This is a genomic window from Serratia sp. 201 (assembly GCF_037027545.1).
In the GTDB taxonomy this organism is placed as follows: domain Bacteria; phylum Pseudomonadota; class Gammaproteobacteria; order Enterobacterales; family Enterobacteriaceae; genus Serratia; species Serratia bockelmannii.
The window spans coordinates 133,176-158,833 of record NZ_JAXCHC010000004.1; the positions used below are offsets into that span (position 1 = coordinate 133,176).

Sequence of the window (25,658 nt, forward strand, 5' to 3'; positions counted from 1 at the left end):
CAGGAGTCAGCATGCCTATCCAGGTGTTACCGCCACAGCTCGCCAACCAGATCGCCGCCGGAGAGGTGGTTGAACGCCCCGCGTCGGTCGTCAAAGAGCTGGTGGAAAACAGTCTGGACGCCGGTGCGACGCGCATCGATATCGATATCGAACGCGGCGGTGCCAAGCTGATCCGCATTCGCGATAACGGCTGCGGCATCGGCAAGGACGATTTGGCGCTGGCGCTGGCGCGGCACGCTACCAGTAAAATCAGCACGCTCGATGACCTGGAAGCGATCGTCAGCCTCGGTTTTCGCGGCGAAGCGCTGGCCAGTATCAGCTCGGTTTCCCGTTTGACCCTGACGTCGCGCACCGCCGAACAAAGCGAGGCGTGGCAAGCCTATGCCGAAGGGCGCGAGCAGGCGGTGACGGTCAAACCCGCCGCGCACCCGGTCGGCAGCACGCTGGAAGTGCTGGATTTGTTTTACAACACGCCGGCGCGCCGCAAGTTCATGCGTACCGAGAAAACCGAATTCGGCCATATCGATGAAGTGGTGCGGCGCATCGCGCTGGCGCGTTTCGATGTGGCGATCAACCTCAGCCACAACGGCAAACTGATCCGCCAATACCGGGCGGCGAAAGAAGAGAGCCAGCACGAACGCCGTTTGGGCAGCATCTGCGGCCCGGCGTTTTTACAGCATGCGCTGAACATCGACTGGCAACACGGCGATCTGAGCATCCGCGGCTGGGTGGCGGATCCGGCGGGGGCGCGCCAGCTGGGTGAGATGCAATACTGCTACGTCAATTGCCGCATGATGCGCGATCGCTTGATCAATCACGCGATTCGTCAGGCCTATCAGGATCAGCTAAAAGACGATCAGCAGCCCGCTTACGTGCTGTATCTGGAAGTCGACCCGCACCAGGTGGACGTCAACGTTCATCCCGCCAAGCACGAGGTGCGTTTCCATCAGGCGCGGCTGGTACACGATTTTATCTACCAGGCGGTGACCACCGTGCTGCAACAGGCCAGTCAGACACCGTCGCTGCCGCTGGCGGAAACGCCCGACGAAGCGCCCGCGCCGGTCTGGCAGCAGGAAAACCGCGTCGCCGCCGGCGGCAACCATTTTTCTCAGCCGGCGCCGCGTCGCGAAACGCCGTCATCGGCCGGCGCCGTCCGCGAGCGCGCGCCGCAGCCCGGTTGGCAAACGGCGGGCGGTTACCAGAAACGCGAAGGCGAGCTGTACGGCAAACTGATGCAGCCCGCCACCGAGCCACCGGCCGATGCGGCGCCGGAAGTTTCGAGCAAGCCGCCGCTGTTCCCGCCGGCGAAAGCCGCCGTGGAAACGCCGTTGGCGAGCGGACAACACAGCTTTGGCCGGGTGCTGATGATCCATCCGCCGTGCTACGCGCTGATTGAACAGCGCCAGCAGCCGGCGTTGCTCAATCTGACGGTGGCCGAACGCTGGCTGCGCCAGGCGCAGCTCAATCCGCCGACGGAAGGGCTGCGGCCGCAACCGCTGCTGATACCGATCAAGCTGACGTTGGATAAGAACGAAGCGGCGGCCATTGCACGGCATCAGGCGCTGCTGACGATGATGGGGCTGGATCTGCAGACGGATCACGGCCGTGTGACGCTGCGCGCAGTGCCTTTACCATTACGCCAACAAAATTTACAAAAACTGATACCCGAACTGTTAGGCTATCTGGCCGAACATCAGGAGATGTCGCCCGTGGTGCTGGCCACCTGGCTCGCTCGCCGTCTTGGCAGCGAACATGAACAGTGGAACACCTCGCAAGCGATACAATTGCTGACCGACGTTGAACGACTTTGCCCGCAGCTGGTCAAATCGCCACCGAGCGGACTTTTACAACCCGTTGATTTACAGGCCGCACTGGCGGCCCTCAAGCATGACTAACACTGAAATGACACCACGTCCCCCGGCTATTTTCATCATGGGGCCGACCGCCTCAGGCAAGACCGCGCTGGCGATCGCGCTGCGCGAACGCCTGCCGGTGGAACTGATCAGCGTCGATTCCGCGCTGATTTACCGCGGCATGGATATCGGCACCGCCAAGCCGAGCGCCGAAGAATTGGCGCAGGCGCCGCATCGGCTGATCGATATTCGCGATCCCGCCGAAGCTTACTCGGCCGCGGAGTTCCGCGCCGACGCGCTGAAGGAGATGGCCGATATCACCGCCGCCGGGCGCATTCCGCTGCTGGTCGGCGGCACCATGTTGTATTTCAAGGCGTTGCTGGAAGGATTGTCGCCGCTGCCCTCCGCCGATCCCGCGGTGCGCGAGCGCATCGAACGCCAAGCGGCGGAGCAGGGCTGGGAGGCGCTGCACCGTCAGTTGCAGGCGATCGATCCGGTCGCGGCAGTGAGAATTCATCCGAATGATCCGCAGAGACTGTCCAGAGCACTGGAAGTTTTTTTTATTTCGGGTAAAACTTTAACGGAACTGACTCAAATTTCGGGTGAATCGTTACCGTATCAAGTTCACCAATTTGCGATAGCGCCGACCAGCCGTGAGTTGATCCATCAACGCATCGAGCTGCGGTACCATCAAATGTTGGCGGCGGGTTTTGAGACGGAAGCGCGTGCACTTTTCGCACGGGGTGATTTGCATACGGACTTGCCCTCCATTCGCTGTGTCGGTTACCGCCAGATGTGGTCATACTTGTCTGGTGAAATTAGTTACGATGAGATGGTTTATCGTGGTATTTGCGCAACACGTCAGTTGGCTAAACGTCAGATGACCTGGTTACGGGGTTGGGAGTCGGTCCATTGGTTGGACAGTGAAAAGCCGGGAGAGGCTTTGGACTCGGTGACACAGGTTGTTAGTGCATAGGTTGGGTGATTGTGTACAATTGCTGAGTATTCAGCGCGCAAATTTTTTACGTCGTTTATTTTAGAGCCGACAGGTTCTTAGTTACAAACAACAAGCAAATAAGGAAAAGATAGAATGGCTAAGGGGCAATCTTTGCAAGATCCGTTCCTGAACGCATTGCGTCGTGAACGTGTTCCGGTTTCTATTTATTTGGTGAATGGTATTAAGCTGCAAGGCCAGATTGAGTCTTTTGACCAGTTTGTCATCCTGTTGAAGAACACGGTTAGCCAGATGGTGTACAAGCACGCTATCTCTACCGTTGTCCCGTCACGCCCGGTCTCGCATCACAGCAACAATCCGAGCGGCGGTTCAAGCAACTATCACCATGGTAACAATCCGTCTGCGCAGCAACAGCCGCAGCAGGAAAGCGATGACGCTGAATAAAGCGCGTTGCAAGTCAACCATGACGGGGAGCATAAGCAGCCGCGGGCTGTTTATGTCCCCCAAACTCACGGTGAGTGTCCGTTTGAGAGGTTGCACGCTTGTTTGACCGTTATGAAGCCGGTGAGCAGGCCGTACTGGTTCATATCTATTTCTCGCAAGACAAAGATACGGAAGACCTCAACGAGTTCGAATCGTTGGTTTCCTCAGCCGGTGTCGAAGCTTTGCAAGTGGTGACTGGTAGCCGCAAAGCCCCGCATCCGAAGTACTTTGTCGGCGAAGGAAAGGCCGAAGAAATTGCAGATGCGGTGAAAGCCAGCGGCGCGTCTGTTGTCCTGTTTGATCATTCCCTTTCCCCGGCGCAGGAAAGAAACCTCGAGCGCCTGTGCGAATGCCGGGTGATCGATCGCACCGGGCTGATTTTAGACATCTTCGCCCAGCGTGCCCGCACCCATGAAGGTAAGCTGCAGGTGGAGCTGGCGCAGTTGCGTCACATCGCCACGCGTCTGGTACGCGGTTGGACGCACCTGGAGCGGCAAAAAGGGGGGATTGGCCTGCGCGGGCCGGGGGAAACCCAGCTTGAGACCGACCGTCGCCTGTTGCGCGATCGCATCAGCTTGATTCTGCGCCGCCTCGAGCGGGTAGAAAAGCAGCGTGAACAAGGCCGACGCGCGCGGACCCGTGCCGATGTGCCGACCGTATCGCTGGTGGGCTACACCAACGCCGGCAAATCCACCCTGTTTAACCGAATAACGTCTGCCGAGGTGTATGCGGCGGACCAGCTATTTGCCACCCTGGATCCTACGTTGCGGCGCATTGACGTGCCGGACGTGGGGGATACCGTGTTGGCGGATACCGTAGGCTTTATCCGGCACCTGCCGCACGATCTGGTGGCCGCCTTCAAGGCGACGCTGCAGGAAACGCGCCAGGCGTCTTTGCTACTGCACGTCATCGATGCCGCAGATCCGCGCGTCGATGAGAACATCGAAGCGGTGAACACCGTGCTGGCGGAGATAGACTCGGATGAAATTCCTACACTGTTAGTGATGAACAAAATAGATATGCTGGACGATTTTGTGCCGCGTATCGACCGCAACGACGAAAACCTGCCGATCCGGGTGTGGCTGTCCGCCGCCAGCGGAGAGGGTATTCCGTTGCTGTATCAGGCGTTGACGGAGCGCTTATCGGGGGAGATCGCGCATTACGAATTGCGCTTACCGCCACGGGCAGGCCGTCTTCGCAGCCGTTTTTACCAGCTTCAGGCGATTGAAAAAGAGTGGAACGAAGAGGACGGCAGCATTGGCGTGGTGGTGCGAATGCCGATCGTCGAATGGCGTCGTCTCTGCAAGCAAGAACAGGACCTGATTGACTTTATCGTATGATCATATCCTGTTACATTTATGCTTCGCGAAAGCCTGAAGTACCCAATCACAGAATATGGAGCTAAAACATGGCGTGGAATCAGCCCGGTAATAACGGACAGGACCGCGACCCGTGGGGGAGCAGCAATAATAATGGCGGCAACTCTGGCGGTAACAACAAAGGCGGTCGTGATCAAGGGCCACCTGATTTGGACGATATCTTCCGCAAACTGAGCAAGAAATTGAGCGGTTTCGGCGGGGGCAAAGGCTCCAACAGCAATAGCGGCGGCACCGGCACCTCTGGTCCGGGCTTCAGCGGCCGCATTATCGGTATCGCGGCGGTTGCCGTGGTGGTGATCTGGGCCGCCAGCGGCTTCTACACCATCAAGGAAGCCGAACGCGGCGTTGTGACGCGTTTCGGTAAGTTCAGCCACCTGGTGCAGCCGGGCCTGAACTGGAAGCCGACCTTCATCGATGACGTGCGTCCGGTGAACGTGGAGTCCGTGCGCGAGCTGGCGGCGTCCGGCGTGATGCTGACCTCCGATGAAAACGTGGTGCGCGTGGAAATGAACGTGCAGTACCGCGTGACCAACCCGGAAGCGTACCTGTTCAGCGTCGTCAATGCCGACGACAGCCTGAGCCAGGCGACCGACAGCGCCCTGCGCGGCGTGATCGGCAAATACTCGATGGACCGCATCCTGACCGAAGGCCGTACCGTGGTGCGTAACGATACGCAGCGCATGTTGGAAGAGACTATTCGTCCTTACAACATGGGTATCACGTTGCTGGACGTCAACTTCCAGGCGGCGCGTCCACCGGAAGAGGTGAAGGCGTCGTTCGACGATGCGATCGCTGCGCGTGAGAACGAGCAGCAATACATCCGTGAAGCGGAAGCTTACGCCAACGAAGTTCAGCCGCGTGCGAACGGCCAGGCGCAGCGTCTGCTGGAAGACTCCAAGGCTTATAAAGACCGTACCGTCCTGGAAGCTCAGGGTGAGGTGGCGCGCTTTGCCAAGCTGTTGCCGGAATACAAGTCCGCACCGCAGATTACTCGCGAGCGTCTGTATATCGAAACCATGGAAAAAGTGCTGGGCCATACCCGTAAGGTGTTGGTGAGCGACAAAGGCAACAACCTGATGGTGCTGCCGCTGGATCAGATGCTGCGCGGTCAAGGCGCGGCAACGGAGAGCGGCAACAAGGATACCAGCCTGATTCGTCTCAATCCGAATCCTGCGCCGGCTGCCAACAGCAGCGCTCCGCGTACCAGCGGCGGTTCGATTATGGATCAGCGCCGGGCGAATGCGCAGCGTGACGACACCACTCGCGTAGGGAGAGAGTAATCAATGCGTAAGTCTTTTGTAGTTATTGTCCTCGCGGTGCTGGTGGTGCTGTACGCTTCGCTGTTCGTGGTGCAGGAAGGCCAGCGCGGCATCGTGCTGCGCTTCGGCAAGGTTCTGCGCGACGGCGAAAACAAGCCGCTGGTGTATGCGCCGGGTCTGCACCTCAAGATCCCGTTCATCGAGACCGTGAAGAACCTGGATGCGCGTATTCAGACCATGGATAACCAGGCCGATCGCTTCGTGACCAGCGAGAAGAAAGACCTGATCGTCGATTCCTATCTGAAGTGGCGTATCAGCGACTTCAGCCGCTACTATCTGGCGACCGGCGGCGGCGACGTCTCCCAGGCCGAAGTGCTGCTGAAACGCAAGTTCAGCGACCGTCTGCGTTCCGAAATCGGCCGTCTGGACGTGAAAGACATCGTGACCGACTCGCGCGGCAAGCTGATGTCTGACGTGCGTGACGCGCTGAACACCGGCACCGTGGGTGACGGCGAAGAAGTGGCGACCACCGAAGCCGATGACGCTATCGCCTCTGCGGCGGCGCGCGTTGAACGGGAAACCACCGGCAAACAGCCGCAGGTTAACCCGAACAGCATGGCGGCGTTGGGCATCGAGGTGATCGACGTACGTATCAAGCAGATCAACCTGCCGGCCGAAGTGTCCGACGCCATCTACCAGCGTATGCGCGCCGAGCGTGAAGCGGTAGCCCGTCGTCTGCGCTCGCAGGGCCAGGAAGAAGCTGAGAAACTGCGCGCCAGCGCGGACTACGAAGTGACCCGTACCTTGGCGGAAGCCGAGCGTCAGGCGCGTATCACCCGCGGTGAAGGCGATGCCGAAGCGGCTAAACTGTTCGCCAACGCGTTCAGCCAGGATCCGGACTTCTATGCCTTTATCCGCAGCCTGCGTGCCTATGAAGCCAGCTTCAAGGACAACCAGGACGTGCTGGTACTGAGCCCGGACAGCGATTTCTTCCGCTACATGAAGTCGCCTGATACCCTGCGCAAATAAGCGCGGCAGGCAATCTGACCGAGGGCCCGTTTACGCGGGCCCTTTCTCGTTTTTGGGGGATGCATGAACTCAACGATTTGGCTGGCGCTCGGGCTGGTCCTGGTGCTGGAAGGGTTAGGGCCGATGCTGTTTCCGCAGGCCTGGCGCAAAATGATTGTGGCGATGTCGCAGCTGCCGGACGCGACGCTGCGGCGATTTGGTGGTGGAATAGTGGTTGCGGGCTGCGTGATCTACTACATGTTGAGCGGCCGCACGGGTCTTTAAAGTCTAGCCCAAAATTTATGCAATCGTATGCTAAAAGTGCTGAAAATCGAAAATTACGGTGGTAGAATCCATTTTTAAGCAATCGGTGATTTTGAAAAATGGGTAAGAACGTCGTCGTACTGGGCACCCAATGGGGTGACGAAGGTAAAGGCAAGGTTGTAGACCTGCTGACTGAACGGGCTCAATATGTTGTGCGCTACCAAGGTGGCCATAACGCTGGCCACACTCTGGTAATCAACGGTGAAAAAACCGTCCTTCATTTAATTCCTTCAGGTATTCTGCGTGAAAACGTCACCAGCATCATCGGCAACGGTGTTGTTCTGGCGCCGGACGCGTTGATGAAAGAAATGGGTGAACTCGAAGCGCGTGGCATCCCGGTACGCGAACGTCTGTTACTCTCTGAAGCTTGCCCGCTGATCCTGCCTTACCACGTTGCGTTGGACAACGCGCGTGAGAAAGCGCGCGGCGCGAAAGCGATCGGCACCACCGGTCGCGGCATTGGCCCGGCTTACGAAGATAAAGTGGCTCGTCGCGGCCTGCGTGTCAGCGACCTGTTCAATAAAGAAACCTTCGCCGTTAAGCTGAAAGAGATCGTCGATTACCACAACTTCCAGCTGGTCAACTACTACAAAGTTGAAGCCGTCGATTATCAGGCGACGCTGGACTACGTACTGTCTATCGCCGACATCCTGACCGCCATGGTGGTTGACGTTTCCGAACTGCTGGACGGCGCACGCAAGCGTGGCGACCTGATCATGTTCGAAGGCGCTCAGGGCACCCTGCTGGATATCGACCACGGTACTTATCCGTACGTGACCTCTTCCAACACCACCGCCGGCGGCGTGGCTACCGGTTCCGGCATTGGCCCGCGTTATGTGGACTACGTGCTGGGTATCGTGAAAGCCTACTCCACTCGCGTGGGTGCAGGCCCGTTCCCAACCGAACTGTTCGATGAAACCGGTGAGTACCTGTGCAAGCAGGGTAACGAGTTCGGCGCCACCACCGGCCGTCGTCGTCGTACCGGCTGGTTGGACGCGGTAGCGGTGCGTCGTGCCGTGCAGATTAACTCCCTGTCCGGCTTCTGCCTGACCAAACTGGACGTCCTGGACGGCCTGAAAGAAGTGAAGATCTGCGTGGGCTACCGCATGCCGGACGGCCGCGAAGTGGACACCACTCCGCTGGCGGCTGAAGGTTGGGAAGGCATCGAGCCTATCTACGAAATCATGCCGGGCTGGAGCGAAACGACCTTTGGCGTGAAAGAGCACAGCAAGCTGCCTCAGGCTGCGCTGAACTACATCAAGCGCATCGAAGAAGTGACCGGCGTACCGGTAGACATCATCTCTACTGGCCCGGACCGCAGCGAAACCATGATCCTGCGCGACCCGTTCGACGCATAATCAGGCTTTGCGGCATTAAACAAACCGGGCGCGTCCCGGTTTGTTTTTATCCTGACTCCCTCCGATTGCGGTTTCACGTCAAAAAATCCTTTCATAAACTCGCCTTAGGGCGCGGGATCCGCTAAATAATTAGCGACGAACTCTCCGGCTGGTTTATTATCCAATGAGTAATCTTTTGAATAGCGCCGAAAAGCGGCGTATCAGACGGGTAAAGTGATACCCAGAGGTAAGATGTGCAGTTAACAAGTTTTACTGATTATGGCCTGCGGGCGTTGATCTACATGGCCTCGTTGCCGCAGGACAAGATGACCAACATCTCGGAAGTGACTGAGGTTTATGGCGTGTCCCGCAACCATATGGTGAAGATCATCAATCAGTTGAGCCGGGTCGGTTTTGTCACGGCGGTGCGCGGCAAGCATGGCGGCATTCGTTTGGGTAAACCGGCCGAGAGCATTCGCCTCGGTGACGTCGTGCGGGCGCTGGAGCCGCTTGCGCTGGTTAACTGCAGCAGTGATTTTTGCCACATCACCCCTGCCTGCCGATTGAAGCAGGTGCTCCAACAGGGCGTACAGAATTTCCTTGAAGAGCTGGATAAGCATACGTTGGCCGACATGGTCGAAGACAATCCGCCGCTCTACAAGCTATTGCTTGTCGAATAAAACGACGTTGAGAAGACAAGGCTCAACGTCATCCTGCTGATGACAACGGAGGAACCGCAATGTCACAAGATCCATTCCTGGAACGAGAAGCAGAAAAATACGAATCCCCTATCCCCAGCCGTGAATTTATCCTGGCCCATTTGGCGAAACGAGAAACGCCGGCCAGTCGCGAAGAACTGGGCAACGAATTGGGCCTCAGCGGTGAAGAGCAGCTGGAAGCGCTGCGTCGCCGCCTGCGCGCCATGGAGCGCGATGGCCAGTTAGTGTTTACCCGCCGCCAGTGCTATGCGCTGCCGGAGCGTTTGGATCTGCTGCGCGGCACGGTGATCGGCCACCGCGACGGCTACGGCTTCCTGCGCGTTGAAGGCAGCAAAGACGATCTGTACCTGTCTGCCGAACAGATGAAAATGGCGATCCACGGTGATGTGGTGCTGGCGCAGGCGCTGGGTGCGGACCGTAAAGGGCGCCGCGAAGCGCGCATCGTGCGCGTGCTGGTGCCGAAAACCAGCCAGATTGTCGGCCGCTTCTTCATGGACGCCGGTACCGGCTTCGTGGTGCCGGACGACAGCCGTCTGAGCTTCGATATTCTGATCCCAGCCGACAGCGTCAGCGGCGCGCGCATGGGCTTTATGGTGGTGGTGGAGCTGACTCAGCGCCCGACCCGCCGTACCAAGGCGGTCGGCAAGATCGTCGAGATCCTCGGCGACAAAATGGGCACCAGCATGGCGGTGGACATCGCGCTGCGCACCCATGAGATCCCGCATACCTGGCCGCCGCAGGTGGAAAAGCAGGTGGCCGATCTCAGCGAGCAGGTGCCGGAAGCGGCCAAGAAGGGCCGCGTCGATCTGCGCAAACTGCCGTTGGTCACCATCGACGGTGAAGATGCGCGCGACTTCGACGACGCTGTGTACTGCGAGAAAAAACGCGGCGGCGGCTGGCGCCTGTGGGTCGCGATAGCCGACGTCAGCTACTATGTGCGTCCACGCACCGCGCTGGATGACGAAGCGCGCAGCCGTGGCAACTCGGTCTACTTCCCGTCGCAGGTGATCCCGATGCTGCCGGAAGTGCTGTCCAACGGACTGTGCTCCCTGAACCCACAGGTCGATCGCCTGTGCATGGTATGCGAGATGACCATCTCTGCCCAGGGGCGCCTGTCCACGGCCAAATTCTACGAGGCGGTGATGAGCTCGCACGCCCGCCTGACCTACAACAAGGTGTGGCACATTCTGCAGGGCGATCAGGAGCTGCGCGAGCATTACCACCCGCTGGTCAAGCACCTGGAAGAGCTGCACGCGATGTATAAGGTGCTGGATAAGGCGCGCGCCGAGCGCGGCGGCATCGCGTTTGAAACCGAAGAAGCCAAGTTCATCTTCAACGCCGAACGCCGCATCGAGCGCGTGGAGCCGACGGTGCGCAACGACGCCCACAAGCTGATCGAAGAGTGCATGATCATGGCCAACGTGGCGGCCGCGCGCTTCGTCGAGAAACGCAACGAGCCGGCGCTGTACCGCGTGCACGATCGTCCGAGCGACGACCACATCTCTGCGCTGCGCAGCGTGCTGAGCGAGCTGGGGCTGACGCTGGGCGGCGGCAACAAGCCGCAGCCGAAGGACTATGCGGTGCTGATGGATGAAGTGACCGAGCGCCCTGACCACGAAATGCTGCAAACCATGCTGCTGCGTTCGATGAAGCAGGCGATTTACGATCCGGAAAACCGCGGTCACTTCGGCCTGGCGCTGGCGTCTTACGGCCACTTCACCTCGCCGATCCGCCGTTATCCGGATCTGGCGCTGCACCGTGCGATCAAATACCAGCTGGCTAAAGAACACGGCGAGCCGAAAGAGCGCTGGACGCCGACCGGCGGCTGGCACAGCGAATTCGAAGAGATGCTGCAGCTGGGCGAGCACTGTTCGATGACCGAGCGCCGCGCGGACGAAGCGACGCGCAACGTCGCCGACTGGCTGAAGTGCGACTTCATGCAGGATCACGTCGGTGAAGTGTTCAGCGGCATCATCTCCAGCGTGACCGGCTTCGGCTTCTTCGTGCGCCTGAACGATCTGTTTATCGACGGGCTGGTGCACGTATCAACGCTGGATAATGATTACTATCGCTACGATAATATCGGCCAGCGCCTGATCGGCGAGTCTTCCGGCACGGTCTATCGCCTGGGGGATACGGTGGAGATCCGCGTGGATGCGGTGCATATGGACGAGCGCAAGATCGACTTCGCGCTGGTATCCAGCACCCGCAAAGCGCGCGGTGAAGGCAAAACCGAGCGCGATCGCGCCAAGAAGGGCGGCCAGCGCACGCTGCGCGACAGCGGCAACGCGGGGCGCGGCAAGCGCCGCGGCGGCAAACCGCCGGCCAACTTCGAACCGGACAGCGCCTTCCGCAAGCAGGATGACACCAAGCCTGCGGACAACGTGAAGAAGGCGAAAAAGAAAGCCAAGAAAGCGTCCGACAAAACGCGGAAAATCGCGGCGGCGACCAAAGCCAAACGCGCAGCCAAGAAGAAAGGTGCCGAGCAGGCTTAACCTGCCGCACATCGTTATCATCGGCCGGTTATCGCCGGCCGCACGAATTTAAAAGAGCATCATGAGCGAAATTATTTACGGCATCCACGCCGTCAAAGCCCTGTTAGAGCGCGATCCGCAACGCTTCCTGGAAGTGTTTATCCTGAAAGGCCGCGAAGATCGCCGTCTGCAACCGCTGATCGCCGAGCTGGAAGCGACCGGCATCGTGATCCAGGTGGCGAACCGCCAATGGCTGGATGACAAGGTTGAAGGCGCGGTGCACCAGGGGATCATCGCCCGGGTGCGCGAAGGGCGTCAGTATCAGGAGAACGATCTGCCAGGCCTGCTGGAAAGCGTGGCGACCCCGTTCCTGCTGGTGCTGGACGGCGTGACCGACCCGCACAATCTCGGTGCCTGCCTGCGCAGCGCCGACGCAGCCGGCGTGCACGCGGTGATCGTGCCGCGCGACCGTTCCGCCCAGCTGAACGCCACCGCCAAGAAAGTGGCCTGTGGTGCCGCCGAAAACGTGCCGTTGATCCGCGTGACCAACCTGGCGCGTACGCTGCGTCAGCTGCAAGAGATGAATGTCTGGGTGGTGGGCACCGCCGGCGAAGCCGACCATACGCTGTATCAGAGCAAAATGACCGGCCCGATGGCGCTGGTGATGGGCGCGGAAGGCGAAGGCATGCGTCGCCTGACTCGCGAACACTGCGACGAGCTGATCAGCATCCCGATGGCCGGCACCGTCTCTTCGCTGAACGTGTCGGTCGCCACCGGCATCTGCCTGTTCGAAGCGGTGCGTCAGCGCGGCTGATTCTTCTGACGGGGGCCCCGTGCCCCCGTTAATTCCCCCTCTTGTGATCCCGCCTGCGGCAGAAATCTCTGCGCCGACCATACTTATCCCTGACGCTTTTTTCAGGGAGCACTCTCATGGTCTGGACTACGCACACCGTTTTTAACCAACCCAAGCCGCTGGGCAACAGCAACCTGTTTCTCTCCGATACGCCGCTGCGCGAAGCGTTGCAGCGTGAACAAGGCGGTTGGGACGCCGAGGTATTGGCCTCGCTGGGCCAGCAGCTCGGTACCCAGGAGTCGCTGGAGCTGGGGCGGCTGGCTAACGCCAACCCGCCGGAACTGTTGCGCTACGACGCCACTGGCCAGCGGCTGGACGACGTTCGCTTTCACCCCGCCTGGCATATTCTGATGCAGGGCCTGATCGCCAATCGGGTGCACAACCTGCCCTGGCAGGAGGATGCGCGCATCGGTTCCTTCGTGGCGCGCGCCGCGCGCTTTATGCTGCATGCGCAGGTCGAGGCCGGCACGCTGTGCCCGGTGACCATGACCTTCGGCGCCACGCCGCTGTTGCTGCAGGCTTTACCGGCCGAGTTTCGCTCCTGGCTGACGCCGCTGCTGTCGGACCGTTATGACGCTCACCTGCTGCCGGGCGGGCAAAAGCGCGGTCTGCTGATCGGCATGGGCATGACGGAGAAACAGGGCGGCTCCGATGTCTTGAGCAATACCACCACCGCCACGCCGCTCGGCGCGCGCGGGCCGGGCGAAGCCTACCGGCTGGTGGGGCACAAGTGGTTCTTCTCAGTGCCGCAGAGCGATGCGCACCTGGTGCTGGCGCAGGCCGAAGGCGGGCTGTCCTGCTTCTTCCTGCCGCGCATTTTGCCGGACGGCAGCCGCAACGCCATTCGCCTTGAGCGGTTGAAAGACAAGCTGGGCAACCGCTCCAACGCCAGCAGCGAGGTGGAGTTTCAGGATGCCGCGGCCTGGCTGCTGGGCGATGAGGGCGACGGCGTGCGGCATATCCTGAAGATGGGCGGCCTGACCCGTTTCGACTGTTCGCTGGGCAGCCACGGCCTGATGCGCCGCGGGCTGTCGGTGGCGCTGTATCATGCGCTGCAGCGGCAGGCGTTCGGCAAGCTGTTGATAGAACAACCGCTGATGCGCCAGGTCTTGGCGCGCATGGCGCTGCGGCTGGAAGGGCATACTGCGTTGCTGTTCCGGCTGGCTCGCGCCTGGGAAAGCCGCAGCAATGAAGGCGAACTGATCTACAGCCGTCTGCTGACCCCGGCGGCCAAATACAGCATTTGCCGCCAGGGCATGCCGTTCATCGCCGAGGCGATGGAGGTGCTGGGCGGCATCGGTTACTGCGAGGAGAGTGAACTGCCGCGCCTGTACCGTGAAATGCCGGTGAACAGCATCTGGGAGGGCTCTGGCAACATCATGTGTCTGGACGTGTTGCGCAGCCTGCACAAACTGCCGGGCGCGCTCGAGATGTTGCAGTTCGAGCTGCAGCCGGTGCGCGGCCAGAATCGGTTGTTCGATCGCGCCTGGCGGCAGTGGCAGCAGCGTGCCCGGCAACCGCGTGAAGAGATGGGGCGGCTGCTGACCCAGCAGCTGTTCGACCTGTGCTGCGCCGCGCAGCTGCTGCAGCACGCCAGCCCGCAGATCGCCGACGCCTGGTGTCATCTGACGCTGGATCACCGTGGCGAGAGCCTGCTGTCGGCCGAGGTGTGCGAACTGCTGCTGAACCGCGCCATCGGCGGTTAGGGAAAAGGGTGGCGCCCGGCGGCGAAAACCTTTTTAATTCAGCCTCACTCCGACAGGAAAATGCACATGGATATTCTCAGCGCGTTGGCGGCGTTTGCCTCTTACTTCTTCAGCGGCTTCGCCATGATTTTGGTGTTTCTGTTCGTCTATACCCGTATCACCCCGCACGATGAATGGGCGCTGATCAAGGCCGATAATCAATCCGCCGCCTTTGCTTTCATCGGCGCCTGCCTGGGGTATGTGATCCCGCTGGCCAGCGCGGCGATCAACTCGATCAGCCTGCTGGATTACCTGCTGTGGGGCGTGGTGGCGCTGGTGGTGCAACTGCTGCTGTTCGCCGCCGTGAAGATCTACATGCCGCGCATCAGCGAAAAGATCGAAGCGAATCACCTGGCCGCCGGGATTTTCCTGGGGGGCGTCTCCGTTAGCGGCGGCGTGTTGAATGCGGCTTGCATGAGCTATTAAAGGTATAAGATGGCGGAGGCGCGCCAGCCAAGCGGGTGCGCCTGTTCTTCCATCCGCAGGATGCGGTAATAGCTGGCGCCGTGTTGGTCGGCGGTGCGGGCAATGGCCAGTTCCGCTTCCTGCGGCGAACCGGGCAGATCGTTGAAAGTGATCTCGGCGATTTCACTGAGCGGCGTCACGCGATCGGCGGGCGCCAGCTCGGCGGACTGTGCGCCGGTGCTGAGCAATCCCATGGAAAGCAAGAGGGAGGTGAGTGCGGTGGAGCGTTTCATGGCGTTCCCCTTCGTCAGATCCTGAATCGACACCCGCAACATGCGGCATGCTGTCCCTCAGTGTGCAACACCCTTCTTCAGCCAGTGCAAAGCCAGTGTAAATCTGCTTAAAAAATCCCCGCCTTAACGATACAGGATCGCCTGGGAATACCATTGGCCCGGCACGACGGTTTCGCTGTTCATGATGATCACGTAATAACGGGCGCCGGCGGCGGTGGCCTTGCGTTGGATCTCCGCTTCCACGTCCATCGGACTGCCGCGCACCACGGCGGTGATGGTGCCCATTTTCGCCAGTGCGGCGGTCTGCGCGCGGACGATCTCCTGCGCCTGTGCGGTGGGGGGCGGTGGCGGTTTCGGCGTGGTGGTCATGATGCCGCAGGCGGAAAGCTGTGCGGCCAGCGTCAGGGCGATGAGTGTGCGGACTAGCGTCATGGTGACCTCGAAAGAGCCGGTGCGATGGCTTCAGTGTAACGCAATATAAGCTGTAACAGATTGAGCTAACGCTGCTTCGCGCAAGTTTGTCATGATTAAGGCCAACAGGTGGAGTGAGGATGAACGGATGATCGAAATTCATGACGAGCGAGTGGGCGATATCGCGGTGATCCATGCGGTGCCGGCGGGGCAGTATCATCGGCCGCTGCCGACGGTGTTCTTCTGCCATGGTTATACCTCGTCGAAAGAGGTGTACGCCTACTTCGCCTATGCGCTGGCGCGTGCCGGTTTTCGGGCGGTGTTGCCGGATGCCGATCGGCACGGCGAGCGATTCGACGGCGATGAGGCGCAGCGCCTGGCGTCATTCTGGGAGATCCTGCGCAGCAATATCGACGAACTGCCGCAGATCAAGGCGCATTTCGAGCGGCTTGGCCTGATCGTCGACGGCCGCATTGGCGTCGCCGGCGCCTCAATGGGCGGCATGACCGCGCTGGGCGCCTTCGCGCGCTTTCCGTGGATCCGGGCGGCCGCCAGCCTGATGGGCTCAGGCTATTACCGTGCGCTGGCGCAAACGCTGTATCCGCCGTTGGGCGAAGAGGGCGAGGCACTCTCGCCGGCGGCGTTTGCGGCGCGCACCGCCGTGTTGGCGGAGTATGAGCTGGAAGGGCGTTTGGAGACGATCGCCGGGCGGCCGCTGCTGCTGTGGCACGGCGAGACGGACGACGTGGTGCCGGCGGCGGACAGCCTGCGTTTGGCGGCTGAACTGCGGCAGCAAGGCGCAGATGGCCGCTTGACGTCGCTCGTCGAGCCGGGCGTGAAGCACCGCATCACGCCGCTGGCGCTGTCCGCTACCACCGATTTCTTCCTCCGCGAGCTGTAATACGCATCCGGGCGCGATGCGTGGAATTGCGCCGCTCTCTGCGGGCTGTTTCGGTCATTGTTTGACGCATGGCGGAGGAGAATGTCAGCGTGAATTCTTTCAGGGCAGCAAGGAGCGGAGAGCATGATAAAGGGTATCAGCAATACGGCCGAGACAGCGCGCGGGCTGGTGGGAACGATGAAAGTGCGCGCCGATCTTAACTCAGCGGCCTTCAGCGAGATGTTGGGGGCAGCCGACGGCAAGGTGCGGCAAAACAAGGTGGATCCGCTGTCGCGCATCACCGTGCAGACGGTGCAAAACCTGACGGCGCTGTTTGCCTTCGCGCCGAAAGCGGCGGCCACTCACACCGCGGCGGCCGGTACGCTCTCCTTCGAGCAGCGGGTGACGCTGACGCAAAGCGCCGAGCTGCTGCAAACGCGGACAAACTATCTGCGGATGGCGCTGCAATTGCACAATCCGGGCAAAGCGTTCAGCGCGCCGGCGTTGCTCAAGCTGTGACAGGTGAGAAAGTGGAGCGCCCGACAAGCGGCGCTCCGGCGAGGATTGAGCGGGCTTTCTGATGAAGCCCTGGGGATTTCCCTGGCGTGGCGCGTCTTTTTAGCGGTACAGCTCGGCGCTGACGTGCATCGTGCTGTTGTCGCCCGGTTCGTGCAGGGCGATGATGCGATAAGAGGTCGCGCCGCGTTGATCGGCGATTTTACTGACCTGGCTGCTGGCGTCATCCGGCGAAACCACGTTCTGGTTCAGGGTGACGAAGCCAACGCTCTGGCGTTGATCGGCCTGGTGCGAGCTAATCTCCGTCGCGGCCATCACGTTGGCGGAGAACAGGGCGGCCAGCGCCGTCGCGAGAATAATGCGTTTCATAGTGCCTCTCTTAACCCTTTGCCGTTACGGCCTGACAGCGAGTGTCGCTGCGGCAAAAAGTCATTTATCTGCATTGAATAACCTGAAATCTTTTTCGTCGCGCTGTCTGCGGCGGATATGGTTAATTTTAGTCCGTTACTGCGGATTAAAAAGTGGGGTGTTTTGATGACCTCTTTCAAAAAAAATGAAATAGATTTGTGACTCAGCGCTGATTTCATTGAAAGATTTTTGAAACCCATGGATCGGCGTACATAGGTTCACCCACGAGCAAATCGTGCTATTTCCCATAGCGCCTCGCATTAACGCGAATAAAACCCACGCAGTCCTTGAGTTTCCCGCCCTGCGTCAGTATGATTACGCGTCATTTTTCAGCCGCACACTAAACACGTTCCTTGCTTCCATGGGCCGCGGTTGACCCTGACAGGAGGCTGAATAATCCGTAAGGAGCAATTCGATGCGTCATTACGAAATCGTTTTTATGGTCCATCCTGACCAAAGCGAACAGGTTCCGGGCATGATCGAGCGTTACAGTGCTACCATCACTAACGCGCAAGGTCAGATTCACCGTCTGGAAGACTGGGGCCGCCGTCAGCTGGCTTATCCGATCAACAAACTGCACAAAGCTCACTACGTTCTGCTGAACGTTGAAGCGCCGCAGGAAGCGATCGATGAGCTGGAAACTAACTTCCGCTTCAACGACGCCGTTATCCGCAGCATGGTTATGCGCGTTAAGCACGCGGTAACTGAAGCATCTCCGATGGTTAAAGCGAAAGACGAACGTCGTGGCGATCGCCGCGAAGACTTCGCTAACGAAACCGCAGATGATGCAGATGCTGGGGATTCTGAAGAGTAATTGCCGTCGTGACGGCTAATCGTCTGGTCTTGTCGGGCACTGTGTGCAAGGCGCCGGTTCGAAAAGTGAGTCCTTCCGGGATACCGCACTGCCAATTTGTGCTAGAGCACCGTTCGCAGCAGATGGAAGCCGGATTCAGCAGACAAGCATGGTGCCGAATGCCCGTGGTTGTCAGCGGACAACAGTCACAAGCACTAACTCAAAGATTAACGGTCGGCAGTCAGATTACCGTGCAAGGCTTTGTAAGCTGCCATCAAGGGCGCAACGGGCTGAGCAAATTGGTTCTGCATGCCGAGCAGATTGAATTGATAGATTCTGGAGACTAGCCAAATGGCACGTTATTTCCGTCGTCGCAAGTTCTGCCGTTTCACCGCGGAAGGCGTTCAAGAGATTGACTATAAAGACATCGCTACGCTGAAAAACTACATCACCGAAAGTGGTAAAATTGTACCGAGCCGTATCACCGGTACTCGTGCAAAATATCAGCGCCAGCTGGCCCGTGCTATCAAGCGCGCGCGCTACCTGTCTTTGTTGCCGTACACTGATCGTCATCAGTAATCGGCCACTGTCCATTAACGACTTTGAGAGGATAAGGTAATGCAAGTTATTCTGCTTGATAAAGTAGCAAACCTGGGCAGCCTGGGTGATCAAGTTAACGTTAAAGCGGGCTACGCTCGTAACTTCCTGGTACCACAGGGCAAAGCTGTTCCTGCTACCAAGAAAAACGTTGAGTTCTTCGAAGCACGCCGTGCTGAACTGGAAGCCAAACTGGCTGACGTTCTGGCTGCTGCTGAAGCTCGCGCAACCAAGATCAACGAACTGGGTTCAGTGACCATCGCTTCCAAATCTGGCGACGAAGGTAAACTGTTCGGCTCTATCGGCACCCGCGACATCGCTGACGCAGTGACTGCGGCAGGCGTTGAAGTTGCCAAGAGCGAAGTTCGTCTGCCGAACGGCGTTCTGCGTACCACTGGTGAGCACGAAGTGCACTTCCAGGTACACAGTGACGTGTTCGCACAGCTGAATGTAGTTGTGGTTGCAGAAGCGTAATTTACGCTGCTGTTAACCCGGTTAAAACGCCAGCCTCGCGCTGGCGTTTTGCTTTTCTGCGCCCGGCAAAACGCGCTACGCTTGAAGACGGGATAAAAAGGAGAGCGAGCGATGGCAAAGATTATGCTGCAGCGGGTTTATGACTTCAGCGCGCCGGCGCCGGAACACTGTTATCTGATAGACCGGCTATGGCCGCGCGGTATCAGCAAGGAGCGGCTGACGGGCGTGCAGTGGCTGAAACAGGTGGCGCCGGATGACGAACTGCGCAAGTGGTTCCATCAGCATACCGACCAGTGGACAGTCTTCGAAGAGCGTTACCGCCAACAGCTGGCTACCAACGACGCCTGGCAGCCGCTGGTGGCGCTCTTACGGCAGGGGAAAACGCTGACGCTGCTGTATGGCAGCAAGGACACCGAGCACAACCAGGGCGTGGTGCTGCGCGAGTTTTTGCTGGCGCAGCTGTAGGGATTAGCGTTCCCGGCGGTAGCTGCCGTCGGCCTGGCGGCGGAACAGCGCCTGGCTGTTGTCCACGGTGGTGACTGACAGCGCGTTAATCACGCCGTTAGCGTCGCGTTCGATACGCACTTCCTGGCCGGCTTTCATGTTGCTCAGCGGCTTGTCGCCGCCTTCCACCTGCGCCATGGCAAACACTTCATTTACCGGCAGATTGTTATCGCGAAACAGCTGGGCCAGGGTCTGGCCTGGCTGGATTTGGTAACGCTGCCAGTTGCCTGCCGGCGTCGGTTCGTTGGCTGAAGTGGTACCGCCGTCGTTTTGCAGATCGGCCTGCAGTGGCACGCTGGTTTCTTGGTGGGAGACCGGGAACGGCTGTCTTTCGGGCGAATAGGGCCACAGCAACGCCAACAGTAGGATGATGCCGAAGATCAGCACCCAGCGGCGGTGAAAGTAGGGCAGCGGCTCCATCCAATGGAAACCGTCCGGCAGATGCCAGACTTTGGCCAGCAGCGCTTTGACCTGCTGCATTTTGTCGTTGGCCGGCGGTGGCTCCGATGGCGGTTCCGCGCCTTCAGACGTGGGTGCGGCGCCCGGTTTCAGGCGCTGGCTGACGTTCAGCCAGGTGCGCAGCAGCGGCTGGTAGATGCGGGTGGTTTTCCTTCTCCTGGGCGCGATTCTGCCCATGGTGACCTCTCTTCGACGGCGTAATAATGAGCGCGGCGCGGCAAGCGCGTTGCCTGCCCGATATCCTGCTTTCAGTATAGTCCGCTAACTGATTGAAGTGAAAGGCGGCTGAGCGGCAGGGCCGGCGTTTGCGGCTGCGGGCGTTAACAGAAGGTTATTGTTTCTTTTTCTACGACAAAAGTCATCATTCTCCACACAAGATTTTACCCGGCATTGACGCGCTGTTATGCTGCGCTTTCGACTTTTTACAGACTTAAGGAAAACCCCATGACAACCCCTTCTTTTGACAGCGTTGAAGCGCAAGCAAGTTACGGGATTGGTTTACAGGTCGGCCAGCAGCTGCAAGAGTCCGGGCTGGAAGGTTTGCAACCGGAAGCTTTGCTGGCGGGTCTGCGCGACGCGCTGGAAGGGAATGCCCCGGCGGTTCCGGTAGACGTGGTGCACCGTGCGCTGCGTGAAATCCACGAGCGTGCGGATGCGGTGCGCCGCGAGCGCCAGCAGGCGATGGCCGTTGAAGGCCAGAAATTCCTGGACGACAACGCTAAGCGCGACGACGTGACGCTGACCGAGTCTGGCCTGCAGTTCTCCGTACTGGAGCAGGGCAACGGCCCAATCCCGTCCCGTCAGGATCGCGTGCGTGTGCACTACACCGGTCGTCTGATCAACGGCGACGTGTTCGACAGCTCGGTCGAGCGTGGCCAGCCGGCAGAATTCCCGGTCAGCGGCGTGATCCCAGGCTGGATTGAAGCGCTGACCCTGATGCCGGTCGGTTCCAAATGGCAGCTGTATATCCCGCACAACCTGGCCTACGGCGAACGTGGCGCAGGCGCGTCCATCCCGCCGTTCAGCGCGCTGGTGTTCGACGTCGAGCTGCTGGAAATCCTGTAATCCTACCGAAGATTGCTCTGGGCGCCTTTATGGCGCCCTTGTTTTATGCGCCGCTCAGCGCGCGCGGGAACAGCAGATTGTTTTCCAGGCTGATGTGCTCCATCAGATCGCCGATGAACTCGTCGAGGCCGTTGTACAGCGCCCGCCAGGTGGTGCAGGCGCCCTCCGGTGGCGTCACGTTATCGGTGAGGAACTTCACCACCTCCAGTTGTTCACCCGCCTCGTCATGCTCATGTTCCATCACTGAGATCGGTCCGGCGGCCTGCGGCCCCATGCCTTGTTTGATCAGCGGGAACAGGATCTGTTCCTCTTTCATCATGTGATTCTCCAGATCCAGGCGGATCAGGTTCAGCTGCTTCGCCAGTCCGCGCGGGCAGGTGGGTTTGTCACCGTGCACACGTTCGACTTTTTCCGCCATCAGCACCAGTTCGGCCAGCTGCTCGCGGTGCCGCTGATGAAAGCGCGGCAGAATGTAATCAATTACTTCACCGAGCGGCGCCGTGCGCCAGTCCCGACTCTGCTCCGGTGTGGCGGCCAAGGCGGCCAGTTCGTTTTCCAGTGTGTCGATATCCAGCCCTTTGCGCTCGGCGGCGCGTGCCAGCGATTGCCGGCCTCCGCAGCAGAAATCCAGCTGATGCTGGCGAAACAGGCGGGATGCCCGGGGAATGGCGATAGCGAGCGCGCCAAGGGATTGATTGCGGTAATCCATGGTAGTGCCTCTTTAAACGAAGGGATTTTATAACATGCATTTTAAATGCAATTTAAAGGGCGCGCCAGCGGGAAAATAGAGGTGATGGCCGGGGGAGTGCCCCGGCCTGGTGATTATTTCGCGCTTAAATCGATGCGATAGACCGCGAAACCGATACGGTCATTGCCTTCGGTGGTCATCGGGTATTGGGCGTGCTCTTTGATAAACGCCGTCGCTTTGTCCGAAGGCGAGGTCTCGAAGCGAATATCCAGCGGCTGCTTGCTGCTGAAGTTAGCCAAACGCCAATTGTTGTCCGCCTGCGGGCGCACCGCGCCATGCCGCTGGGTTTCGGCGCTGATGTAGGTCGCCAGCACCGAGCGGTTTTCATCCGGCGAAGCGAAGGCGATATGTTTGTCGCCGGTGCCGGCAAACTTGCCGCCGTAGGCGCGATAGTTGTTGGTGGCAACCAGGAAGGTGGCGTTCGGATCGATAGGCTTGCCGTTAAAGGTCAGCTGTTTGATACGCTCCGCCTTCTCGTTGATCAGCTGGCATTCGCCGTCGTAACGCGCCGGCTGGCTGACGTCGATCTGGTAGTTGACGCCGTCGATCACGTCGAAGTTATAGGTGCGGAAGCCGTCCCAGTTGATCAAGCCCTGCGGCTTGGCGCTGTTGACGTCGATCTGGTTGAACTGGCCGGCGGAGCACTCCAGCCACTCTTTCACCTCTTTGCCGCTGGCCTTCACCACCACCAGCGTATTGGGGTAGAGATAGAGATCGGCGGCGTTGCGGAAGGTGAGCTGGCCTTTTTCCACTTCGACGAAGCTGGCGGGATCGTTCTTGCGGCCGCCGACCTTGAACGGCGCCGCCGCCGACAGCACCGGCAGATCGGCCAGGTCCGGATCGCCCTGGATGTAATGTTCGACGTAGGCCTTCTGCGCATTGTTGACGATCTGTACCGTCGGATCGTCCTGCACCAGCGCCAGGTAGCTGTACATGTTGCCGTCGGATTTACCGATCGGCTGGCTGACGAACTCGCGCGTGCCTTTGTGATCGTCCGCCAACACTTTCACCAGCGCGGCATCTTCCGCCGCCAGCGATGTCTTGTTCTCTTTGTCATAGATCGGCCGTGCTTCCGCTTTGGCGGCGGTCACTTTCCAACTGCCGTTATCGTTGTTGAGCTGCAGATCGACCACGCCGAGATGATCGCCCCATTGGCCCGGCATCACCGCCGGTACGCCGTTCAGCAGGCCTTTGTCGATATCCGCGCCTTTGATGTTGGCGAAGTCTTTGCTCGGGAACACCGCATGGGCGTGACCGAACATGATGGCGTCGATGCCCGGCACCTGGCTGAGGTAGTAGACTGAGTTCTCCGCCATTGCCTTGTAAGGCTCGCTGGACAGCCCGGAATGCGGGATCGCCACCACCAGATCGGCGCCCTGTTTACGCATTTGCGGCACGTAGCGCTTGGCGGTGGCGGTGATGTCGTCCACCGTCACCTTGCCCTGCAGGTTGGCTTTGTCCCACACCAGGATCTGCGGCGGCACGAAGCCGATATAGCCGATGCGCAGCGTATGCGCCTTGCCGTCACGGTCTTTCACCGGCGTATCGACGATGATGTACGGCGTGAACAGCGGTTTTTGCGTTTTGGCGTCGATGACGTTGGCGTTGATGTACGGGAATTTGGCGCCGGCGATGGCGTTCTTCAGATAGTCCAGCCCGTAGTTGAACTCATGGTTGCCGATGTTGCCGACGACGTAGTCCAGCGTGTTCATCGCCTTATAGACCGGGTGCACGTCACCCGGTTTCAGCCCCTTGGCTGCCATGTAGTCGCCGAGCGGGCTGCCCTGAATGATGTCGCCGTTGTCCACCAACACCGCGTTGGCGGCCTGCTGGCGCGCCTGTTGGATCAGGCTGGCGGTGCGCACCAGGCCGAATTTGTCGGTCGGCGTGTCCTTGTAGTAATCGAAGTCCATCATGTTGCTGTGCAGATCGGTGGTTTCCAGCACGCGCAGATCGACGGTCGCCGCCTGCGCCGAGGCGCACACCAGCAGCGCAAGCGCAGACAGCGTCAGTGGATGCTTCATCATTTGGGGTTCTCTCCATTCCATTATTCGAGTGTTATCGCAGAGGGAAATGTAATTAACACTGCTTGCCACAGTAAACTGTGAAGTGTGGCAGAAAACGGGAGCAGGTAACGCGGGGAAGTTCACAGTTGTGCCCAACAAGATCTGAGGATTTCCCGTGGTTTAGCCGGTTGAGATGGATATTCGGCGTAAAAAAAACTAGTCTGCTAGCAGAGACAGAGGGAAATTTCCCACGGAGATGCAGAGTTGAGGTGCATGATGTTAGAGCGAATTTGCCAACTGTCCCGCGAGGCGGGGGCGGCGATCATGGCGGTGTACGACGGTGAACAACCGCTTGATGTCGCACAGAAAAAAGATGACTCACCGGTGACGGCGGCCGATCTGGCGGCGCATCACATCATCAAGCGCGGCCTGGCGGCCCTGACGCCGGAGGTGCCGCTGCTGTCGGAAGAGGATCCGCCGGCGTGGGAAGAGCGCCGCAGCTGGACGCGCTACTGGTTGGTCGATCCGTTGGACGGCACCAAAGAGTTTTTGCACCGCAACGGCGAGTTCACGGTCAATATCGCCCTGATTGAAGACGGGCAGGCGGTGATGGGCGTGGTGTATGCCCCGGCGATCGACGTGTTGTATCTGGCGGAGCGCGGCAAGGCCTGGAAAGAAGAGAAGGGCGTGCGGCAGGCGATCGGCGTCAGCAACGCGCATCCGCCGCTGGTGGTGGTGAGCCGCTCGCATATCGACGACGAGCTGAAAGATTACCTTCAGCAACTGGGCGAGCACCAGACCGTGTCCGTCGGTTCCTCGCTGAAGTTTTGCCTGGTGGCGGAAGGCAAGGCGCAGCTTTATCCGCGCTTTGGGCCGACCAACATTTGGGATACCGCCGCAGGGCATGCGGTGGCGGTGGCTGCCGGGGCGCAAATTCACGATTGGCAGGGCAAGCCGTTGCTCTATACCCCGCGTGAATCTTTCCTCAACCCCGGCTTCCGGGTGTCGCTGTTCTGAGTTAGTTCGCCAACAGCTGGTGCAGTTTGGATATCACCTGCTGCACCTCTTCCGGCGTCAGCGCGCCGTCTTTAGCAAACTGAATGCGCCCTTGCTTATCCAGCACCACGATGGCTGAGCCTTTCGGCTGCAAATCCCAGGCCTTGCGCACGTTACCGTCGCTGTCGACGATAAACTGCGACCACGGGAACTCCTTCTTGCTGTCTTCAATGCTGCTGCGCACGAACATCGCGGTGCCCATCAGGGCATCGTCGGTGTTGACGATTGTCGTCGTTTGGTAACGATCGTGTGGTAGCTTCGCTTTCTTGATCGCTTCAATCAGTGGGTCGTTCATGTCTTTGGCGGAGCTGCGGCCGGCAATATGTTGTATCACTCGCACTTTTCCACTGAGCTGCGCGCTGTTCCAGTTTTGGTAGCTAAAATTACCGTCAGCGTAGTTGAGCTCTCCTTTGTCGCTGACGCCAACCGGCGCTACGCGCTGCTGGAGCTGGAAGTTGTGCGCGGAAGCGAAAAGTGGGGCGAGCAGCAGGGATACCATCAGCATGCGACTTGTTTTCATGCTTTCTCCTTGTAATGGGGGGAATTTGTGCGACAGCACTTCGACAGCCTAAAGCATAGGATGTGATAAGAGGTCTGTCCTGTTAACCGGATCGCAGATTTTCCCTTGGTTCGCTAATCATCAGATTTTGAAGG

Annotated in this window: 29 protein-coding genes; 22 read left to right on the forward strand and 7 right to left on the reverse strand. The window is 59.5% G+C overall.

The window, feature by feature from the left end; genetic code table 11:
• The first annotated feature begins 11 nt into the window (after positions 1-11).
• The 13 genes from mutL to WA302_RS19460 all read left to right on the forward strand — a co-directional run bounded on the left by mutL (position 12) and on the right by WA302_RS19460 (position 14,815).
• The gene (gene mutL, locus WA302_RS19400) at positions 12-1,895 is read left to right on the forward strand and encodes a DNA mismatch repair endonuclease MutL (protein ID WP_197836446.1); all 1,884 of its coding nucleotides are present in this window, start codon (positions 12-14) and stop codon (positions 1,893-1,895) included.
• The gene (gene miaA / locus WA302_RS19405; RefSeq protein WP_025305020.1) at positions 1,888-2,829 is read left to right on the forward strand and encodes a tRNA (adenosine(37)-N6)-dimethylallyltransferase MiaA; all 942 of its coding nucleotides are present in this window, start codon (positions 1,888-1,890) and stop codon (positions 2,827-2,829) included. Before mutL ends, miaA begins: the two co-directional genes overlap by 8 nt.
• A gap of 114 nt (positions 2,830-2,943) precedes the next feature.
• Positions 2,944-3,252: an RNA chaperone Hfq gene (gene hfq, locus WA302_RS19410; protein ID WP_004933678.1), complete on the forward strand. Its 309-nt coding sequence runs from the start codon at positions 2,944-2,946 to the stop codon at positions 3,250-3,252.
• Between the two features lie 98 nt (positions 3,253-3,350).
• Positions 3,351-4,631: a ribosome rescue GTPase HflX gene (gene hflX, locus WA302_RS19415; protein ID WP_004933675.1), complete on the forward strand. Its 1,281-nt coding sequence runs from the start codon at positions 3,351-3,353 to the stop codon at positions 4,629-4,631.
• A gap of 68 nt (positions 4,632-4,699) precedes the next feature.
• Entirely contained in the window at positions 4,700-5,950 is a 1,251-nt protein-coding gene (gene hflK, locus WA302_RS19420) for an FtsH protease activity modulator HflK (RefSeq protein ID WP_025305021.1), read from the forward strand.
• A gap of 3 nt (positions 5,951-5,953) precedes the next feature.
• The gene (gene hflC / locus WA302_RS19425) at positions 5,954-6,958 is read left to right on the forward strand and encodes a protease modulator HflC (RefSeq protein ID WP_004933669.1); all 1,005 of its coding nucleotides are present in this window, start codon (positions 5,954-5,956) and stop codon (positions 6,956-6,958) included.
• A gap of 63 nt (positions 6,959-7,021) precedes the next feature.
• Positions 7,022-7,222, forward strand: coding sequence for a DUF2065 domain-containing protein (locus tag WA302_RS19430; RefSeq protein WP_004933666.1), 201 nt, complete (start codon positions 7,022-7,024; stop codon positions 7,220-7,222).
• Between the two features lie 98 nt (positions 7,223-7,320).
• Positions 7,321-8,619, forward strand: coding sequence for an adenylosuccinate synthase (locus WA302_RS19435; protein WP_025305022.1), 1,299 nt, complete (start codon positions 7,321-7,323; stop codon positions 8,617-8,619).
• A 233-nt stretch (positions 8,620-8,852) separates the two neighbouring features.
• On the forward strand, positions 8,853-9,278 hold the full coding sequence (nsrR, locus tag WA302_RS19440; RefSeq protein ID WP_025305023.1) for a nitric oxide-sensing transcriptional repressor NsrR: 426 nt from the start codon (positions 8,853-8,855) through the stop codon (positions 9,276-9,278).
• 59 nt (positions 9,279-9,337) lie between these two features.
• Positions 9,338-11,812, forward strand: a complete 2,475-nt coding sequence (gene rnr, locus WA302_RS19445; RefSeq protein WP_197836445.1) for a ribonuclease R — start codon at positions 9,338-9,340, stop codon at positions 11,810-11,812.
• Between the two features lie 61 nt (positions 11,813-11,873).
• Positions 11,874-12,605 (forward strand): 23S rRNA (guanosine(2251)-2'-O)-methyltransferase RlmB, encoded by a 732-nt coding sequence (rlmB, locus tag WA302_RS19450; protein WP_197836444.1) that lies wholly within the window; start codon positions 11,874-11,876, stop codon positions 12,603-12,605.
• A 116-nt stretch (positions 12,606-12,721) separates the two neighbouring features.
• Positions 12,722-14,350 carry an isovaleryl-CoA dehydrogenase gene (locus WA302_RS19455; RefSeq protein WP_264383781.1) on the forward strand — a complete coding sequence of 543 codons (1,629 nt, stop codon included), beginning with the start codon at positions 12,722-12,724 and terminating at the stop codon, positions 14,348-14,350.
• Positions 14,351-14,416: 66 nt separating this feature from the next.
• Complete coding sequence (locus tag WA302_RS19460; RefSeq protein WP_016929354.1) at positions 14,417-14,815, forward strand: DUF350 domain-containing protein; 399 nt, start codon at positions 14,417-14,419, stop codon at positions 14,813-14,815.
• On the opposite strand, the gene WA302_RS19465 is transcribed toward WA302_RS19460, so the two are convergent.
• Both WA302_RS19465 and bsmA read right to left on the reverse strand, forming a co-directional pair.
• A complete protein-coding gene (locus WA302_RS19465; protein WP_025305027.1) occupies positions 14,812-15,087 on the reverse strand; it encodes a DUF1471 domain-containing protein in 276 nt (91 codons plus the stop codon). The two genes, WA302_RS19460 and WA302_RS19465, sit on opposite strands and share 4 nt — an antisense overlap.
• A 123-nt stretch (positions 15,088-15,210) precedes the next feature.
• Positions 15,211-15,519 (reverse strand): biofilm peroxide resistance protein BsmA, encoded by a 309-nt coding sequence (gene bsmA / locus WA302_RS19470; RefSeq protein WP_025305028.1) that lies wholly within the window; start codon positions 15,517-15,519, stop codon positions 15,211-15,213.
• Between the two features lie 127 nt (positions 15,520-15,646).
• Between bsmA and yjfP the strand changes: the two genes are divergently transcribed.
• Positions 15,647-16,399: an esterase gene (yjfP, locus tag WA302_RS19475; protein ID WP_025305029.1), complete on the forward strand. Its 753-nt coding sequence runs from the start codon at positions 15,647-15,649 to the stop codon at positions 16,397-16,399.
• Between the two features lie 123 nt (positions 16,400-16,522).
• Positions 16,523-16,897: a hypothetical protein gene (locus WA302_RS19480; protein ID WP_099817061.1), complete on the forward strand. Its 375-nt coding sequence runs from the start codon at positions 16,523-16,525 to the stop codon at positions 16,895-16,897.
• Between the two features lie 99 nt (positions 16,898-16,996).
• On the opposite strand, the gene WA302_RS19485 is transcribed toward WA302_RS19480, so the two are convergent.
• Positions 16,997-17,263 carry a DUF1471 domain-containing protein gene (locus WA302_RS19485; protein ID WP_043139300.1) on the reverse strand — a complete coding sequence of 89 codons (267 nt, stop codon included), beginning with the start codon at positions 17,261-17,263 and terminating at the stop codon, positions 16,997-16,999.
• Positions 17,264-17,717: 454 nt separating this feature from the next.
• Here WA302_RS19485 and rpsF point away from each other — a divergent pair, with 454 nt between their 5' ends.
• The 5 genes from rpsF (at position 17,718) to WA302_RS19510 (ending at position 19,631) form a co-directional block, all read left to right on the forward strand.
• The gene (rpsF, locus tag WA302_RS19490; RefSeq protein WP_004933634.1) at positions 17,718-18,116 is read left to right on the forward strand and encodes a 30S ribosomal protein S6; all 399 of its coding nucleotides are present in this window, start codon (positions 17,718-17,720) and stop codon (positions 18,114-18,116) included.
• Positions 18,117-18,124: 8 nt separating this feature from the next.
• Positions 18,125-18,442, forward strand: coding sequence for a primosomal replication protein N (gene priB / locus WA302_RS19495; RefSeq protein ID WP_049233092.1), 318 nt, complete (start codon positions 18,125-18,127; stop codon positions 18,440-18,442).
• Positions 18,443-18,446: 4 nt separating this feature from the next.
• Positions 18,447-18,674 carry a 30S ribosomal protein S18 gene (gene rpsR, locus WA302_RS19500; protein WP_000135199.1) on the forward strand — a complete coding sequence of 76 codons (228 nt, stop codon included), beginning with the start codon at positions 18,447-18,449 and terminating at the stop codon, positions 18,672-18,674.
• Between the two features lie 39 nt (positions 18,675-18,713).
• Positions 18,714-19,166 (forward strand): 50S ribosomal protein L9, encoded by a 453-nt coding sequence (gene rplI / locus WA302_RS19505; RefSeq protein WP_004933629.1) that lies wholly within the window; start codon positions 18,714-18,716, stop codon positions 19,164-19,166.
• 111 nt (positions 19,167-19,277) lie between these two features.
• On the forward strand, positions 19,278-19,631 hold the full coding sequence (locus WA302_RS19510; protein ID WP_025305032.1) for a DUF488 domain-containing protein: 354 nt from the start codon (positions 19,278-19,280) through the stop codon (positions 19,629-19,631).
• Between the two features lie 3 nt (positions 19,632-19,634).
• Here the strand turns inward: WA302_RS19510 and WA302_RS19515 are convergent, their stop codons facing one another.
• Positions 19,635-20,306, reverse strand: a complete 672-nt coding sequence (locus WA302_RS19515) for an OapA family protein (protein ID WP_060433981.1) — start codon at positions 20,304-20,306, stop codon at positions 19,635-19,637.
• A gap of 267 nt (positions 20,307-20,573) precedes the next feature.
• Here WA302_RS19515 and fklB point away from each other — a divergent pair, with 267 nt between their 5' ends.
• On the forward strand, positions 20,574-21,194 hold the full coding sequence (gene fklB / locus WA302_RS19520) for an FKBP-type peptidyl-prolyl cis-trans isomerase (protein WP_004933618.1): 621 nt from the start codon (positions 20,574-20,576) through the stop codon (positions 21,192-21,194).
• Between the two features lie 43 nt (positions 21,195-21,237).
• On the opposite strand, the gene ytfE is transcribed toward fklB, so the two are convergent.
• Together ytfE and WA302_RS19530 are read right to left on the reverse strand one after the other, a co-directional pair.
• Positions 21,238-21,903 (reverse strand): iron-sulfur cluster repair protein YtfE, encoded by a 666-nt coding sequence (gene ytfE, locus WA302_RS19525; RefSeq protein ID WP_025305034.1) that lies wholly within the window; start codon positions 21,901-21,903, stop codon positions 21,238-21,240.
• A 113-nt stretch (positions 21,904-22,016) separates the two neighbouring features.
• The gene (locus WA302_RS19530; protein ID WP_164063739.1) at positions 22,017-23,969 is read right to left on the reverse strand and encodes a bifunctional 2',3'-cyclic-nucleotide 2'-phosphodiesterase/3'-nucleotidase; all 1,953 of its coding nucleotides are present in this window, start codon (positions 23,967-23,969) and stop codon (positions 22,017-22,019) included.
• 255 nt (positions 23,970-24,224) lie between these two features.
• Between WA302_RS19530 and cysQ the strand changes: the two genes are divergently transcribed.
• Positions 24,225-24,965 (forward strand): 3'(2'),5'-bisphosphate nucleotidase CysQ, encoded by a 741-nt coding sequence (cysQ, locus tag WA302_RS19535; RefSeq protein WP_004933611.1) that lies wholly within the window; start codon positions 24,225-24,227, stop codon positions 24,963-24,965.
• A 1-nt stretch (position 24,966) separates the two neighbouring features.
• On the opposite strand, the gene WA302_RS19540 is transcribed toward cysQ, so the two are convergent.
• The gene (locus WA302_RS19540; RefSeq protein ID WP_025305036.1) at positions 24,967-25,524 is read right to left on the reverse strand and encodes a YtfJ family protein; all 558 of its coding nucleotides are present in this window, start codon (positions 25,522-25,524) and stop codon (positions 24,967-24,969) included.
• Positions 25,525-25,658 lie beyond the last annotated feature (134 nt).

What these genes read in the sequence shown, in the direction of transcription:
- rplI (WP_004933629.1), top strand. Translation starts at nt 18,714, where the DNA reads ATGCAAGTTATTCTGCTTGATAAAGTAGCAAACCTGGGCAGCCTGGGT.
- WA302_RS19480 (WP_099817061.1), top strand. Translation starts at nt 16,523, where the DNA reads ATGATAAAGGGTATCAGCAATACGGCCGAGACAGCGCGCGGGCTGGTG.
- mutL (WP_197836446.1), top strand. Translation starts at nt 12, where the DNA reads ATGCCTATCCAGGTGTTACCGCCACAGCTCGCCAACCAGATCGCCGCC.
- WA302_RS19465 (WP_025305027.1), bottom strand. Translation starts at nt 15,087, where the DNA reads ATGAAACGCTCCACCGCACTCACCTCCCTCTTGCTTTCCATGGGATTG.
- WA302_RS19430 (WP_004933666.1), top strand. Translation starts at nt 7,022, where the DNA reads ATGAACTCAACGATTTGGCTGGCGCTCGGGCTGGTCCTGGTGCTGGAA.
- hfq (WP_004933678.1), top strand. Translation starts at nt 2,944, where the DNA reads ATGGCTAAGGGGCAATCTTTGCAAGATCCGTTCCTGAACGCATTGCGT.
- WA302_RS19510 (WP_025305032.1), top strand. Translation starts at nt 19,278, where the DNA reads ATGGCAAAGATTATGCTGCAGCGGGTTTATGACTTCAGCGCGCCGGCG.
- yjfP (WP_025305029.1), top strand. Translation starts at nt 15,647, where the DNA reads ATGATCGAAATTCATGACGAGCGAGTGGGCGATATCGCGGTGATCCAT.
- WA302_RS19530 (WP_164063739.1), bottom strand. Translation starts at nt 23,969, where the DNA reads ATGATGAAGCATCCACTGACGCTGTCTGCGCTTGCGCTGCTGGTGTGC.
- WA302_RS19460 (WP_016929354.1), top strand. Translation starts at nt 14,417, where the DNA reads ATGGATATTCTCAGCGCGTTGGCGGCGTTTGCCTCTTACTTCTTCAGC.
- hflC (WP_004933669.1), top strand. Translation starts at nt 5,954, where the DNA reads ATGCGTAAGTCTTTTGTAGTTATTGTCCTCGCGGTGCTGGTGGTGCTG.
- bsmA (WP_025305028.1), bottom strand. Translation starts at nt 15,519, where the DNA reads ATGACGCTAGTCCGCACACTCATCGCCCTGACGCTGGCCGCACAGCTT.
- rlmB (WP_197836444.1), top strand. Translation starts at nt 11,874, where the DNA reads ATGAGCGAAATTATTTACGGCATCCACGCCGTCAAAGCCCTGTTAGAG.
- rnr (WP_197836445.1), top strand. Translation starts at nt 9,338, where the DNA reads ATGTCACAAGATCCATTCCTGGAACGAGAAGCAGAAAAATACGAATCC.
- WA302_RS19515 (WP_060433981.1), bottom strand. Translation starts at nt 20,306, where the DNA reads ATGGGCAGAATCGCGCCCAGGAGAAGGAAAACCACCCGCATCTACCAG.
- WA302_RS19455 (WP_264383781.1), top strand. Translation starts at nt 12,722, where the DNA reads ATGGTCTGGACTACGCACACCGTTTTTAACCAACCCAAGCCGCTGGGC.
- rpsF (WP_004933634.1), top strand. Translation starts at nt 17,718, where the DNA reads ATGCGTCATTACGAAATCGTTTTTATGGTCCATCCTGACCAAAGCGAA.
- miaA (WP_025305020.1), top strand. Translation starts at nt 1,888, where the DNA reads ATGACTAACACTGAAATGACACCACGTCCCCCGGCTATTTTCATCATG.
- ytfE (WP_025305034.1), bottom strand. Translation starts at nt 21,903, where the DNA reads ATGGATTACCGCAATCAATCCCTTGGCGCGCTCGCTATCGCCATTCCC.
- WA302_RS19485 (WP_043139300.1), bottom strand. Translation starts at nt 17,263, where the DNA reads ATGAAACGCATTATTCTCGCGACGGCGCTGGCCGCCCTGTTCTCCGCC.
- hflK (WP_025305021.1), top strand. Translation starts at nt 4,700, where the DNA reads ATGGCGTGGAATCAGCCCGGTAATAACGGACAGGACCGCGACCCGTGG.
- WA302_RS19540 (WP_025305036.1), bottom strand. Translation starts at nt 25,524, where the DNA reads ATGAAAACAAGTCGCATGCTGATGGTATCCCTGCTGCTCGCCCCACTT.
- rpsR (WP_000135199.1), top strand. Translation starts at nt 18,447, where the DNA reads ATGGCACGTTATTTCCGTCGTCGCAAGTTCTGCCGTTTCACCGCGGAA.
- WA302_RS19435 (WP_025305022.1), top strand. Translation starts at nt 7,321, where the DNA reads ATGGGTAAGAACGTCGTCGTACTGGGCACCCAATGGGGTGACGAAGGT.
- cysQ (WP_004933611.1), top strand. Translation starts at nt 24,225, where the DNA reads ATGTTAGAGCGAATTTGCCAACTGTCCCGCGAGGCGGGGGCGGCGATC.
- fklB (WP_004933618.1), top strand. Translation starts at nt 20,574, where the DNA reads ATGACAACCCCTTCTTTTGACAGCGTTGAAGCGCAAGCAAGTTACGGG.